Annotated in this window: 9 protein-coding genes and 1 pseudogene; 2 read left to right on the top strand and 8 right to left on the bottom strand. The window is 72.7% G+C overall.

The window, feature by feature from the left end; translation table 11 throughout:
- Positions 1 to 168: 168 nt before the first annotated feature.
- From J2Z30_RS26770 to J2Z30_RS26785, 4 genes and pseudogenes are all read right to left on the bottom strand, one after another.
- Positions 169 to 1,449 carry a Cmx/CmrA family chloramphenicol efflux MFS transporter gene (locus tag J2Z30_RS26770; protein WP_078956816.1) on the bottom strand — a complete coding sequence of 427 codons (1,281 nt, stop codon included), beginning with the start codon at positions 1,447 to 1,449 and terminating at the stop codon, positions 169 to 171.
- A 209-nt stretch (positions 1,450 to 1,658) separates the two neighbouring features.
- Positions 1,659 to 2,534 (bottom strand): annotated as a pseudogene (locus J2Z30_RS26775) (caspase family protein); the annotation flags it as partial.
- A 30-nt stretch (positions 2,535 to 2,564) separates the two neighbouring features.
- Positions 2,565 to 2,774 (bottom strand): hypothetical protein, encoded by a 210-nt coding sequence (locus tag J2Z30_RS26780; RefSeq protein WP_044573652.1) that lies wholly within the window; start codon positions 2,772 to 2,774, stop codon positions 2,565 to 2,567.
- A gap of 59 nt (positions 2,775 to 2,833) precedes the next feature.
- Positions 2,834 to 3,505 (bottom strand): HD domain-containing protein, encoded by a 672-nt coding sequence (locus J2Z30_RS26785; RefSeq protein ID WP_044573654.1) that lies wholly within the window; start codon positions 3,503 to 3,505, stop codon positions 2,834 to 2,836.
- A gap of 56 nt (positions 3,506 to 3,561) precedes the next feature.
- On the opposite strand from J2Z30_RS26785, the gene J2Z30_RS26790 reads away from it, so the two are divergent.
- Complete coding sequence (locus J2Z30_RS26790; protein ID WP_044573657.1) at positions 3,562 to 4,284, top strand: copper homeostasis protein CutC; 723 nt, start codon at positions 3,562 to 3,564, stop codon at positions 4,282 to 4,284.
- Positions 4,285 to 4,445: 161 nt separating this feature from the next.
- On the opposite strand, the gene J2Z30_RS26795 is transcribed toward J2Z30_RS26790, so the two are convergent.
- From J2Z30_RS26795 to J2Z30_RS26805, 3 genes are all read right to left on the bottom strand, one after another.
- Positions 4,446 to 6,647: a HelD family protein gene (locus J2Z30_RS26795; protein ID WP_372453313.1), complete on the bottom strand. Its 2,202-nt coding sequence runs from the start codon at positions 6,645 to 6,647 to the stop codon at positions 4,446 to 4,448.
- 270 nt (positions 6,648 to 6,917) lie between these two features.
- Positions 6,918 to 7,334, bottom strand: coding sequence for a hypothetical protein (locus J2Z30_RS26800; protein ID WP_044581781.1), 417 nt, complete (start codon positions 7,332 to 7,334; stop codon positions 6,918 to 6,920).
- Positions 7,335 to 7,531: 197 nt separating this feature from the next.
- Positions 7,532 to 9,181 (bottom strand): DNA repair helicase XPB, encoded by a 1,650-nt coding sequence (locus J2Z30_RS26805; protein WP_044573659.1) that lies wholly within the window; start codon positions 9,179 to 9,181, stop codon positions 7,532 to 7,534.
- Between the two features lie 212 nt (positions 9,182 to 9,393).
- Between J2Z30_RS26805 and J2Z30_RS49895 the strand changes: the two genes are divergently transcribed.
- Positions 9,394 to 10,365, top strand: a complete 972-nt coding sequence (locus J2Z30_RS49895) for a VanZ family protein (protein ID WP_308280078.1) — start codon at positions 9,394 to 9,396, stop codon at positions 10,363 to 10,365.
- 83 nt (positions 10,366 to 10,448) lie between these two features.
- Here J2Z30_RS49895 and J2Z30_RS26815 read toward each other — a convergent pair whose 3' ends face one another.
- Positions 10,449 to 13,373 (bottom strand): helicase-associated domain-containing protein, encoded by a 2,925-nt coding sequence (locus J2Z30_RS26815; protein ID WP_372453314.1) that lies wholly within the window; start codon positions 13,371 to 13,373, stop codon positions 10,449 to 10,451.
- Between the last annotated feature and the right edge of the window lie 136 nt (positions 13,374 to 13,509).

Raw genomic sequence — 13,509 nt, forward strand, 5'->3', positions numbered from 1 at the left:
GCTGGTGGCCATCGTCGCGGCCTCACGCCGTCACACCGTCACGCCGTCGCGTCGTCACACCGGCGCGGCTTCACCGGAGCCGGAGCCCGGAGCCCGGAGCAGGTGCCGGAGACAGGCGACGGACCCGGGCTCCACCGGCGACGCGCCCGGCCCCGGTCCCGGGCTCCGCTACCGCGTCTCCGAACGCTGCGACGGCCGGGACTCCGGAGCGTATGAGGTGGCCGATGCCGATGCCGATGCCGATGCCGACGCCGACGCCGAGGACGGTGCCGAGGACGCGATGACGCGGGACGCGCCCTCCGCCCGGTGCAACCGCATCGCGGCCACCGTCGTCACCGCGCCCGTACCGGCGAGCGCGGCGCCCGTCCAGGCCACGGCCGAGTAGCCCCAGCCCGCGTCGATGACGAGGCCGCCGAGCCACGGGCCCACGGTGTTGCCGATGTTGAAGGCCGAGGTGTTCGTCGCGCCCGCGAGTGTGGGCGCGGAGTTCGCCAGGTTGAACATCCGGGCGTTGAGCGCGGGCGCGGTGAAGAAGGCGGTGAAGCCGAGCATCAGCGCCAAGGTCACGGCCGCGACCGCGCTGTGCGCGGTCAGCGCCAGCGCGCTCAGCACGACCGTCGAGGCGATGATGCCGCCGAACATCGTGCCGAACAGATGCGCGTCCGCGATCCGCCCGCCGATCACCGTACCCAGCAGCGCGCCGACCCCGAACAGCGCGAGTACGGTCGGTACCCAGCCCTCGTCCAGCCCCGCCACATCCGTCAGCAGTGGCCCGAGGTAGGAGAACAGGCAGAAGACCGCACCACCGCTCAGCGCGGTGGCGGCCAGCGCCAGCCACACCTGCCGGTCGCGGTAGATGCGCAGCTCGGCCCGCAGCCGCGGCTGGTCGTCCCCGGTGGGCACCTTCGTACGCGGTACGAGCGCGACGACCCCGGCCAGCCCGAGCACCGACAGCCCGGCCACCGCCCAGAAGGCGGCCCGCCATCCCGCGTGCTGCCCGAGGAACGCCCCGGCCGGGACCCCGGCGATGTTCGCGATGCTCAGCCCGCCGACCATCACCGCCATCGCCTTCGCCCGCGCGTTCACCGGCACCAGCGACACCGCCACCGCGGCGCCCACGGCCCAGAACCCAGCGCACGCGAGCGCGCTCACCACCCGGGACGCGAACAGCACCCCGTACGACGGCGCCACCGCCCCCGCGATCTGCCCGAGCCCGAACACCGCCAGCAGCGCCATCAGCGTCGTCCGCCGCGGCAGCCGCAACGTGGCCGCCGCCAGCACCGGCGCCCCGACCACCATCCCGATTGCGAACGCCGATATCAGCAGCCCGGCCGTGGGGATCGACACCCCCATGTCCCGCGCGACGGGTTGCAGCAGCCCGGACAGCATGAACTCGGAGGTACCGAGCGCGAACACGGACAGTCCGAGGACGTAGACCGCCAGGGGCATGCGGGGGCGAGCGGAATCCGCTGGGGAGGAGGAGGGCATGCCAGGCTCAACGTCGTGGAACGACGTCGGCATTCCTGCGCGGAACATCGGGATGTGCGCTTCTCGAACGTTCACTCGATGGTGTGGACTGACGGTTGTGATCTGGTTTCGTCACGCTGAGTGAGGAAGGATGGAGATGTGAACCCGCTGGGGGAGGCGGGTCGACGAGATCACTGGGGGCGATCGACATGACGGAGGAGACGACCAGCGAGCTGAACGGCCCGGGGGCACCGGACGAATGGGCTGCCTATCTGGCAGCGGCGGCCCCGGGGCCGGAGACCGCGTCCGTGTTGCCGGTCCTGGCCGCGGATAAGTTGTCCCGCACCGGCCGGATCGACGCACTGAAAGCCCTGGAGCGTCATACGGGGTGGATCCAGGCGCACCAGGCCCAGATTGGCCGCGTTGGAAGCGGAAGCCGAGGCGGAGCTTCCGGCGGCCGTACGGGAGCGCGACGCGGAGACCGCCTGGAACTTCACCTGCGAGGAAGTCGCCTGTGCGCTGAAGCTGTCCGGCACGACGGCCGCGAAGCGCCTGGAGGTCGGATCTTCGCGCAGCGAGCCCACAGACGTTTCATAGGTGACCGAAAGATGGGCGGCCAGCGAGACGGAGACATCTTTGAGCGCGTCGCGGACGGGGCCGGGCAGCACCAGGAAGCCCGACTTCTCGGCGTCGGTTCGTACCCGGATCCGCTGTAGTGGCCGGGACTTGCGGTAGGCGGTGTGTAGTTCGGCGATGCGTTGCTGCGTGGCCTCCTCGAACTCCGCCAGATGCATGGTGTGCGGGAGATTGGTCACCACGTCGCATACGGCCCGGGAGAAGAGGCTGAAGGACTCGCCCGGTGACGTTCCGATGTCCGTGCCGTCGCGGACGGTTTCCCCTTCTTGCACGAACAGCGCGAACTGCCCCGGCGAGCAGGCGTACACATACGCCACCTTGCGGTGCTGGGCCGCCTCGCGCTTACGCCTGCTCCAGCCCTCGATACCCGCTGGGCCCATGGAGTCTTGTTCGATGCCTTCCCGGCAGGCGTCGATGAGGAAGACCACCCGTGGGGCGGCGGTCTCGTTGAGTTCCTTGCTCTAGTCGATGGGGACGCAGCTGGAGGCGAAGGGGTGGACGTGGAAGCTGGCGTCCTCGGGGATCAGATGGTCGGTGCCCTCGTAGTGCTGGCCGTGCCCGCTGAGCAGGATCCATAGCGTGTCGTCCCGCTTGGCTTCCCGCAGGAAGCGGCTGACCTGCTCGTTGATGAAGTTTGTCTGGTCATCGAGGTGTACTGCGCTGTCGTCCATGCTGCCCCCCTGGCGTTGCGCGGATGGTCCGTCAACTTTAGAGCCGCGAACGGCACATGTTATGCACTCAGCAGTTCCAGCTCAGTGGTCATGTTGTGGCGGGCGGCGGCCTCCCAGCGGTCGTGGGCGGTGGGTGTGCGGAACAGACGGGACAGGCCCAGCAGATGACGGAGGACATTGGCGCGGCCCTCGCGGAAGGCGTCGTCGGGGACGAAGCCGTACTCCTCGCGGACCGCTGCCGCGTAGGCGCCATAGTTCTCGGGGGAGCCCGCCAGGATGGCGAGGTCGGCGTCGCAGAGGACTTCGCCGTTGGTGTCGCCCTCGGCGGGGTCGTGGTCGCGGGTGAGGAGGACGAGGCGAACGGTTTCGGCCACGCGGGGCTCCGGGACGCCGGCTTCCGGGAGGGCGCGTTCGGCGAGGCGGGCGCTGCGTTCCTCGTTGGTGGAGCGGTCGGGGAGGTAGACGGCGTCGTGGAACCAGGCGGCGAGGCGGATCGCGGCGGGGTCGGGGGCCTGGACGTGGGGGAGCAGCTCGTCCACCCGGTCCAGGACCGCGAGCAGGTGATCGGTGGTGTGGTAGCGGCGCTGGGGCTCGGCCCAGCGGGTCAGGAGATCTTCGCCGTAGGGAACGGGAGACGGGGTCGTGGCGTCGCGGGCGCTGGTGAGGAGCTCCGTCCAGCGGGTGAGCAGCGCGTCATGGGCCGGATGGCGGGTGGTCGCGGATGCGGGCATGGGCCAATTGTGGGGCAGCGGTTTGCCCTCTTGTGCGGTGTGGCAAGCTGTCCTGCATGTCTAGACCATTGCTCGAGGTGATCGCCCTGACCCCTGCGGACGCGATCGCCGCACAGGCCGGAGGGGCGGACCGCCTCGAACTGGTCACCGACATGGCCGCCGACGGGCTCACCCCATCCCGTGAGACCTTCGCCGCCGTTCGTTCGGCCGTCGATCTGCCGGTGCGGGTGATGCTCCGCGCATCGGACGGCTTCGCGACCGGAAACGCGTTCGACGCGCTGTGCGAGGCCGCCGCCGCGCTGCACTCGGAGGGGGCGGACGAGTTCGTCCTGGGCTTCCTGACCGACGACGGCGGGGTCGACCTGGCCGCCGTGACCGCGCTGACCGAGGTCGTGGGCGCCGGAGGTGGCGTGGACGAGAGCCGCTGGACCTTCCACCGGGCCATCGACCGCGCCGCCGATCGCGACGGCCTGCGCAAGCGGCTCGCCGACATCCCCGGCCTGGACACGTATCTCACCGCCGGGTCGGCGCGCGGCGTGGACGACGGTCTGCCCACCCTGATCGCCGAGGCCGAGCGGGCCGGTGCCCCGGGCTACGAAGCGCGCATCATGGCGGGCGGCGGCCTGCGCCTCGACCACCTGCCCACCCTGCGCGCCGCCGGGGTCAACGCCTTCCACATCGGCGGCGCGGCCCGCCCCGGCGGCTGGTCGGGCCCGGTGGACGCCATCGCGGTCGGCCAGTGGCGCACGGCCTTGGACGCGCCGGTTCCGGTGGCCTGAGGACGCGCCCGTGCCGGTGGCTTGAGGGCGCGCCGGTTCCGGTGGCTTGAGGGCGCGCCGGTTCCGGTGGCCTGAGGGCGCGCCCGTGCCGGTGGCTTGAGGGCGCGCCGGTTCCGGTGGCCTGACCGGGAGGTCGGCCACCGAGCCGCACCCCGCCCCCGTCAGGCCGCCAGCCGCTCCGGCAGCGGTGCCCCATGGACCACCGTCAGCCCCGAGACCGCGCGCGTCAGGGCCACGTACAGGCGGCGCAGCCCCGTGCGTTCGTCGGGTTCGCCGTCGACCACGGCGGCCGGCTCGTCCAGTACCACGTAGTCGTACTCCAGACCCTTGGCCAGCGTCGCCGGGACGAGGGTGAGGCGGGACTCCGCGCTGGTCTCCTCGCCGGGGGTGAGGTGGGTCAGGCCCGCCGTGTCGAGGGCCTGGGCCAGGGCCGGGATGCGGGCGTCGGCCGCGATCAGCCCGATCGAGCCCTCGTGCCTCAGGGCCTCGTGGCAGGCGGCGATCACGGCCGTGTCCAGTTCCGCCGGACCCACGGCCCGTACGGAGAAGTCCCCCGCCGCCTCGCGGATCGAGGTGGCCTCCGACAGGCGGGGGGCGATCGCGGGCAGCAGCCGGGAGGCGTACGCGATCACCTCGCGCGGCACCCGGAAGCCCTGGGTCAGCTCCTCGATCCCCGCCCCCTCCTTGCCGAGGTGGATCAGGGCCTCCTCCCAGCTGGCCGTCGCCCATGGGGTGGTGCCCTGGGCGATGTCGCCGAGCACGGTCGCCGAGCCGGTGCTGCAACGGCGGCCGACCGCGCGGTACTGCATGGGGGAGAGATCCTGTGCCTCGTCCAGGACCACATGGCCGAGGGACGGAGTGCGCTCGATGAGATCGGCTGCCTCGTCGATCAGCACCAGGTCCGCCGGGGACCACTTCGCGGACTTCACCCCGCGCACCGGCTTCGCCCACAGGACGGTCTTCTGCTCGTCGGCGTCGAGGACGCCGTCCGCGTGCTCGGCCAGGAAGTCGGCGTCGGAGAGCAGCCGCAGCACCAGCTTGGCCGGGTCGACCGGTGGCCAGATCGCCTTGACGGCCGCCTTCACGGCGGGGTTACGGGCCACCGCGTCCTGGACCCGGTCGTCGGGCGCCTCGCCCGCCTGCTCCATCCGGACGAGCACGGCGTGCGCGATGCGCCGCGGAAGCGCCTCGCGGGCCGCGCCGTAGCGGATGTCGCGGGTGAGCAACTCCTCGACGATCTCCTCCAGTTCGTACGCGGGAACCCGCCAGCGGCGTGAGCCGCGCACCACGACGCACGGCTCGGTGGGCCCGGTGACGTACGAGCGCAGGGCGCGGCGCAGCACCTCGGCCAGCCGGGCGTCGCCCTTGATACGGGCCGCGTCGGCGGAGTCGGTGCCCCGCGTCACCGCGCCCAGGGACGGCCGGGTCACCAGGTCCTCGACGGTCGCCTGCGCCACCTGCAGCTCGCCGAGGGCGGGCAGGACCTGCTCGATGTAGTGGAGGAAGGAGCGGTTCGGGCCGATGACCAGGGTGCCGGAGCGGGCCAGCCGCTCGCGGTGCGCATACAGCAGATACGCCATCCGGTGCAGCCCCACGGCCGTCTTACCGGTGCCCGGCGCCCCCTGGACGCAGATGGTGCCGCCGATCCCCTGGCGGACGATCTCGTCCTGCTCCGGCTGGATCGTCGCCACGATGTCCCGCATGGGGCCGACGCGCGGGCGCTCGATCTCGGACTGGAGCAGCTTGCTGGTCCGCTCGTCCTCAGTGGGGTCGGAGAGCCGTTCGTCCTCGTACGCTGTCAGCTCGCCGCCCGTATAGCCGAAGCGGCGGCGCAGCCCGATGTCCATCGGCGCCTTCTTGGACGCCTGGTAGAAAGGCTGGGAGACGGGGGCACGCCAGTCGATGACCATGGGGTCGCCGTCCGCGTCGTGCACATGGCGGCGGCCGATGTAAAAAGTGTCCGTCGAGCCGCCTCCGGCGGCGGGGCGCTCCCCCTCGGCGCCCTCCGCCGTCTCCGCGTCCGGCGCGTGCAGATAGTCGAGGCGGCCGAAGAAGAGCGGGGTGTCGGCGAGGTCGGCGAGGGCCTTGATGCGCTCGCTGACCTGGTGGTGCAGCGCTTCGGCGTTGACCCAGTTCGCGGCGACGTCCCGGAGGTCGAGGGCCTCGACGTCGGCGCGCATGGCGCGCAGCGCGGCGCGGGACGCGGTCAGATGGGCGCGCTCCCGCGCGAGGGGGTCCGTAAGAGGGTCCGCTAGGGGGTCCGTAAGAGGGTCGTCCGCCAGGGGGTCCGAGACGGGTGCTGAGAGCGGTTCCGAGAGCGGTTCCGAGAGCGGATCTGGGTGGTCAGGGGCGTGCGAGGGCACGGCGTAGCCTCCGGCGAGCGAGTACACACAAGCGAGTGCACAAAACGGGTGTGCGGGTACGGACGCGTACGGACGCGCGGTACGAGATACCGACCGGTTTCCGTCCGGGCGGCGGCTCTCCCGTTCGGAACGCGGGAGGCGGCAAGACCGGCGATTGTAGCCAGGGCATGTCGGGGAGGCGAATGAATTATGACGGGGCCGGGGGAGCCGTCCAGAAGGCGGCTCCCCCGGCCCCGGGGCGGCTCCTCGGACGAGTCGCCCTTGGACCGGTCAGGCGAGCCGCAGCGCGCGGAAGGTCACACGCTGGTTGAACCACATCAGCGTCACCGTCGTCGCGCCCATCAGGACGGCGACGGCCAGATGCCCGGCGACCGAGGTGACCGGGGCGCCGAGGGCGGCGAGAACGAGATGGAGGCCGACGCGGAGCGCGAGCAGCCCGATGGCGATATTCCGGGTGCGGGAGTTCTTGAGCATCGCGCGCATCAGCTTCTTCCGGCGGCGCAGCACGGTCGCCCCGACGACGATGTTCACCAGGGCGATCCCGATGAGCACCATCCAGGCGTCGTCCCACGCCTTGGTCAGGTCGTACGCGGCCCCTATGACGCCCTCGAAGCAGAAGAACCACAGCGGTAGCGGCTTGATCCCGCTCAGGTCGATGTCGGTGGTCTTGCCCTTGCGTGTGCGCATGCTGATGGCCATGTCCCCCGCCCTTTCGGCGTCATGTGGTGCCGTGTCCTGCTGACACCCACGATCCTTCCGGGCGGGGAACGCCCCGGGCAGAGCCGCCAATCACCGGCCCGTCATGACAGAAGTCATGGGGCCGGGGTCATGGGGGGGATGGGCGACCGGTGACGGGCCGAACGTCAGAGTCCTCGTCCCGAACGTCAGACGTCCTCGTCCGCGAGCAGCTCGCTCGCGTCCACGATCCGGTACGCGTACCCCTGCTCGGCCAGGAACCGCTGGCGGTGCGCAGCGAAGTCCTGGTCGATCGTGTCGCGCGCGACCACCGAGTAGAAGACCGCCGGATGGCCGTCGGCCTTCGGGCGCAGCACCCGGCCGAGCCGCTGGGCCTCCTCCTGGCGGGAGCCGAACGTGCCGGAGACCTGGATGGCGACCGTGGCCTCGGGGAGGTCGATGGAGAAGTTGGCGACCTTCGAGACGACGAGCACCGACAGCTCGCCCTGCCGGAAGGCGTCGAAGAGCTTCTCCCGCTGGGCGTTGGTGGTCTCGCCCTTGATGACGGGCGCGTCCAGGTGCTCGCCCAACTCGTCGAGCTGGTCGATGTACTGCCCGATGACCAGCGTCTGCTGCCCCTTGTGCCGGGCGACCAGCGCCTCGGTGATCCGCCGCTTGGAGTCGGTCGTGGCGCAGTAGCGGTACTTCTCGTCGGTCTCGGCGGTCGCGTACGCCAGCCGCTCGGCCTCGGTCAGATTGACCCGGACCTCGACACAGTCGGCGGGCGCGATGTAGCCCTGCGCCTCGATCTCCTTCCAGGGCGCGTCGAAGCGCTTCGGCCCGATGAGCGAGAAGACATCGGACTCCCGGCCGTCCTCCCGGACGAGCGTCGCTGTGAGCCCGAGCCGCCGCCGCGCCTGGAGGTCGGCGGTGAACTTGAAGACGGGCGCCGGCAGCAGATGCACCTCGTCGTAGACGATCAGGCCCCAGTCGCGGGAGTCGAACAGCTCGAGGTGTGGGTAGATGCCCTTCCGCTTGGTGGTGAGCACCTGGTACGTGGCGATGGTGATCGGGCGGATCTCCTTCCGCGTACCGCTGTACTCACCGATCTCCTCCTCGGTGAGCGACGTGCGGCGCACCAGCTCGTGCTTCCACTGGCGGGCGGAGACGGTGTTGGTGACCAGGATCAGCGTGGTCGACTTGGCGGTGGCCATCGCACCCGCCCCGACCAGCGTCTTTCCGGCGCCGCAGGGCAGCACGACGACGCCCGAGCCGCCATGCCAGAAGCCCTCCACGGCCTGCGTCTGATACGGCCGCAGCGCCCAGCCGTCCTCGTGCAGCTCGATGGGGTGCGCCTCGCCGTCCACATAACCGGCCAAGTCCTCGGCGGGCCAGCCCAGCTTCAGCAGCGTCTGCTTGATCTGGCCGCGCTCGGAGGGGTGGACGACGACGGTCTCCGGGTCGATCCGGGCCCCGACCAGCGGCTGGATCTTCTTCGACCGAAGGATCTCCTCGAGGATCGGGCGGTCGCTGGTCTCCATGACCAGCCCGTGGGTGGGGTGCTTGAGCAGCCGCAGCCGCCCGTAGCGAGCCATGGTCTCCGCGACGTCCACAAGGAGGGCGTGCGGGACCGGGTAGCGGGAGAACGCCACGAGAGCGTCCACGACCTGCTCGGCGTCGTGCCCGGCGGCGCGGGCGTTCCACAGCCCGAGCGGGGTCACCCGGTAGGTGTGGATGTGCTCGGGCGCTCGCTCCAGCTCGGCGAAGGGCGCGATGGCGCGGCGGCAGGCGCCCGCCTGCTCGTGATCCACCTCGAGCAGGAGCGTCTTGTCGCTTTGGACGATGAGGGGTCCATTCACGCGCCTGGGTCCTTTCGTGCTGGCCGACCAAAGAACCAGTGTCCCCCATCGAGAAGGCGTGGCGGAGAGGGAGAGGGATACGGGGCGCAGCGCGAGGGGGATATGTGGCGGAGAGCCACAGGGATACTCCGGGCGGCTACGGGCAAGCGGCGAAGACGGATATGGACCGACGGAGCGGCGACAACGGAGCCATGGGCGGGAGGCGAGTCCCTGTGATCAGCATCGCTGGATGGGAGATCCGGCGGACGACGGAGAAGAGGTCTGGGGAGAAGCGGACGACGGTAAGGCGGACGGCGGAGAAGAGGTCGGGGGAGAAGGACAAGAGGTCCGCGGAGAAGAAGCCGCAGGCGGGTTCCCGGACGACGGGGGGCCAGAAGAAGGCGGCCAGTGGCCGGAAGACCGGTGGCCTGACGAAGGGGTCCGTGACCGCGAAGAAGCAGAGCGCGAAGTCGCAGACCTCGAAGGCGCCGACGGCGAAGGCCCGGACTGAGAAGGCCCAGTCCGCGAAGGGCCAGTCCGGGAAGGGCCAGTCGGCGAAGACGCAGACCGCGAAGCGCCGGTCCACCCAGGCCCAGCCCACCCAGGCCCAGCCCGCCAAGGGCCGGATCGCCGAGCCTCCCCAACTCCCCGAACCGCCCGAGCCCCAGGGCGCCCGGGAGAAGGCGCTGCTGCAGCGCACCTCGTTCGGCGCGCGCCTCGCGCGGGCGATGGTGCTGCTCCTGGCGTTCGTCTGCATGGTCGGCTTTGCGGCGGCGCTCGCCAAGGCCACGCTCGTGCCCCAGCCCGGCTCCGTCGACCTCGTCCACACCAATCTGCATCCGGGACGCTCGCTGCGCGCCTACGTCGACCAGCCCGCCTTCCAGGACACGGTGAAGCAGATCGGCGGCAATGTGCTGCTCGGCGCGCCCTTCGGGGTGCTGCTGCCGATGCTGGTGCCGAAGGCGCGGGGCGCGGTGCGGGTGGTCGTGGTGACGGCCTTGGCGATGGTGGCCGTCGAAACCGTTCAGGGGCTCATCGTCGAGGGCCGGGCCTTCGACATCGACGACGTCATCCTCAACACCTCGGGCGCGTTGATCGGCTATGTCGTGGCCGGCCGTTGGCTCGGCCACGCCCTGCACCCGCGCCGCCGCCACTGGTGGCACCGGTGGACCCGGCGAGGGACCGAGGCACCGCCCGCGGCGTGAGCTGTTCCTGCGTGCCGTAGCCCCACCCCGCCCCTGGACCGGACGGCCCTTCGGGCGTGTCGGGCGTGGGCGTGTCGGGCGTGTTACGTGGCGTCCTCGGCCAGCTCGGCGGCGCCCGTGATGCGGTGCAGGGGGTACGTACGGACCTCGTCCGCCGTGTGGTCGTACGCCGTGACGAAGCCGCCCTCGACCCGGACCGGGGCGATCACGCGCTGGGTGGCCGCGCCGTTCGCGTTGACGTAGCCGATCCAGACGTTGGAGCCGGTCAGGGCCGCGGCCTGCATGGTGGCGAGGGTGTCGGCGGAGGTGGTGCGGGGCAGCCGGTCGCCACTGGCGGCGGACCCGGACCCGGACCCGGACCCGGACCTGGCCCTGACCTCGGCCCCGGAACCAGCCCCAGCCCCAGCCCCGGCCCTGGGCCGTGAGCCGGAAGCGGTCTCCGGGCCGGAAGCGGTCTCCGGCCCCGCCTCGGCCGCGACCGTCGGTTTGTGGGGTGCGGTCGCGGCGAGGTCCCCGGCGCGGATGGCGCGCACCGCCGCGCCCAGCAGGGCGGTGTCGGGCACCGGCGGGCCCTCCGGGACCGGGACGGGCGGCCTACGGGGCGGGGTGCGCTGGGCTTCGGCCCGGCTGACCAGCACATCGCCCTCGGCGGACTCGGCGGCCGGGGCGTACCCCATCGCCCGCAGCCCCTCCAGCAGCGTGTCCGGCGGCGCCTGGGCGGCCAGCACGGTGGGGGCGAGGCGGCGCAGCCGCAGCCCCGCCGAACGGCGATCGGCGAGGATCTCGGCGAGCAGCGTGTCGTCGTCGCAGCGCAGATACGCGGAGGCGGCGCCGATACGAAGTCGGCCGTGCTTGCGGGCCACGTCGTCCACGAGGTAGGCGAGCGGCTGGGGCACCGGGGTGCGGGAGTGCGCGGCGAGGAAGGTGTGCACATCGTCGGCGGTCCGCCCGGCGTCGAGTGCGCGGCGTACGGACTCGGGCGTGAAGCGGTAGACGGTCGCGCCGCCCTTGGACTCGACGTCGGCGAGGATGCCCAGCGTCTCGGCGAGCGGCCGTTCCAGCGGGCCGGGCGCGACGGCGGTCAGGTCGGCCTGGAGCAGGACGTGATCGAGGGGGTCGGGGAGCAGCGGCGCGAGCAGCCGGGCGGCCTGCGCGGACGCGAGTTCGCTCTCGGCGGCAGTCGGCTCGTCCGGGTGGCGTTCCAGCAGGGCTCGGCCGTGGGCGGAGAGCGCGCCCCGACCGGTGACCCCGAGCATTTCGGCCTCGGTGACAGCCCAGCGGGCCAGCCGCGAGCGCAGGTCCTCACCGATGGGCGAGGCGGCGGTGGGCGAGGCGGCGGCGGATGCGGCCCCGGGGACGGCCGCGGAATACCAGGTGGCGGCGGACGATGCGGTCCCGGGGGAGGACCCGGAAGGGGCGGCCGCACCGGGGGTGGACGCGGTGGGGGCCGGGGCCCCGCGGTGGCCGGTCGGCCGCTCCCACCGCAGCCGGGCCAGCAAGACGTCGGGGGAGGCCGCGGCGCCGTGCGGGAGGGTGGCCAGGAGTTCGAGGACCCGGCGGCGGACCTCGGGGGCCGGGGAGCGGTCCAGTTCCGGGCCGAGCGCGGCGAGGGTACGGCCCCTGCTGTCCCGGCCGCCGACCAGGCTCGAGGTACGGGTCGCGGGCAGCCAGGCGGCGGCGAGCCGCGCCCAGCGCTCCTCAGCGGGCAGCCGCAGCCAGTCGTCGTAGGCGGGGGTGGGGGCGTAGCGCTCGTCGGTCTCGCCGTCGGAGGCCAGCAGCCCGGCGGCGTATGCCAGCTCGATCCAGAAGGCGGCCACCGGTTCGGACACGTCGAGCGCCACGGCGGTCCGCTTGAGGTCGCGGACGCTCAGCCCGCCCGCGCGCAGGACGGGCGGCCCGGCGGTCTCCCACTGCCCCAGCAGCTCCTCGACGGTGGCCAGGGCGGTGAAGGTCTGACCCGCCGCGGTGTTATCCACAACCTGTGGATCGTGCTCGGTGGTGGGCGAGAGCGGCGGGGCGAACGGCTCGGGGGCGCGGTGCGCCCGGCCGTGGCGCAGATGCAGGGCGACCTCGCGGGGCAGTACGACATTGCGCGGCCCGGACGGGAGCAGCAGCCCGTGGTCCAGCAGCCAGCCGACGGGCGGGGTGGGGGAGGCGACGGACGTCTCCCCGTACGGCGGCCCCCAGGTCAGCTTGGCCAGCACGGCCGCCGCGCCCGCCGGCGCCCCGTCGAGCAGCGCCGTCATCCGGGCGCGGTCCCGGAACAGTTCGGCCAGGGCCGCCGCCGCCGTGACGGGATCGTGCGTGGGCGACTGCCCGGCCGCCGCCAGCAGCTCCTGAAGCCGCCCCGGCGACATCCCGGACGTGGCCTCCTGCACGGTCGGGCCGAGCCCGGTGGGGGAGGGCGAGGTGGGCGAGGGCGCGAGCAGCTCCCGAGCGGTCCGGACGAGCCGAAGCCGATCGTCCCCACCCCAGATCAGGGCCTGCTCGCGCAGCGTGGCCACGGCCCGCGGCAACTCGGCGACGATCGCGGCGCGTTCCTCGGCGCGCAGGGGGGCGCCGACGCCCGCGGCGGTCCCGGTGGCCCCGGTGGCAGGGTCAGGCCCGGCGGCCGAGTCAGGCCTGGCGGCCGAGCCAGGCCTGGTGCCCGAGGCGATCTCCGCGGGCGAGGCAGGCCCGCGACCCTGAGGGGCGCTGCTGCCCGACGCGGCGCCGACGCCCGACGCGGCCCCGGCGGCTGAGGCATGTCCTGGGGGCTGGGCGCTCCCGGCACCCCCGGCGCCTCTGGTACCCCCGGTACCCCCGGCACCCCCGGCACCCCCAACGCCTCCGGGGCCCTGGAGCTCATCCGTGCCCCGGGCGTCCCCGGTACCCCCGGCCTCCTCAGCGCCCTCGTCGCCGGTGAGCAGGTCCCGCAGGGTCTCGTACGGGCAGGGGTCGGGCGCGACGGCCAGGGCCTCGGCGGTCTGTTGTGCGAATCGGTCGAGACGCTCCACGGCTCGTACCACCGAGGCGCGGGTGCCCGCGCGGGTGGCGAGCTGGGTGAGGTCGTTCGGGACCGGGGAGAGCAGATCGGGGCGGGCCTGCAGCAGGGCGGCGAGGGCGTCGTCGGGCCGGGTGCGCAGCTCCTCGGCGAGGGTGCGC

It is taken from the genome of Streptomyces iranensis, assembly GCF_017874715.1.
Lineage (GTDB): Bacteria > Actinomycetota > Actinomycetes > Streptomycetales > Streptomycetaceae > Streptomyces > Streptomyces iranensis.

Coding starts and splice junctions, on each gene's coding strand:
- J2Z30_RS26800 (WP_044581781.1), bottom strand. CDS start 7,334: ATGCGCACACGCAAGGGCAAGACCACCGACATCGACCTGAGCGGGATC.
- J2Z30_RS26780 (WP_044573652.1), bottom strand. CDS start 2,774: ATGGACGACAGCGCAGTACACCTCGATGACCAGACAAACTTCATCAAC.
- J2Z30_RS26770 (WP_078956816.1), bottom strand. CDS start 1,449: ATGCCCCTGGCGGTCTACGTCCTCGGACTGTCCGTGTTCGCGCTCGGT.
- J2Z30_RS26790 (WP_044573657.1), top strand. CDS start 3,562: ATGTCTAGACCATTGCTCGAGGTGATCGCCCTGACCCCTGCGGACGCG.
- J2Z30_RS26785 (WP_044573654.1), bottom strand. CDS start 3,505: ATGCCCGCATCCGCGACCACCCGCCATCCGGCCCATGACGCGCTGCTC.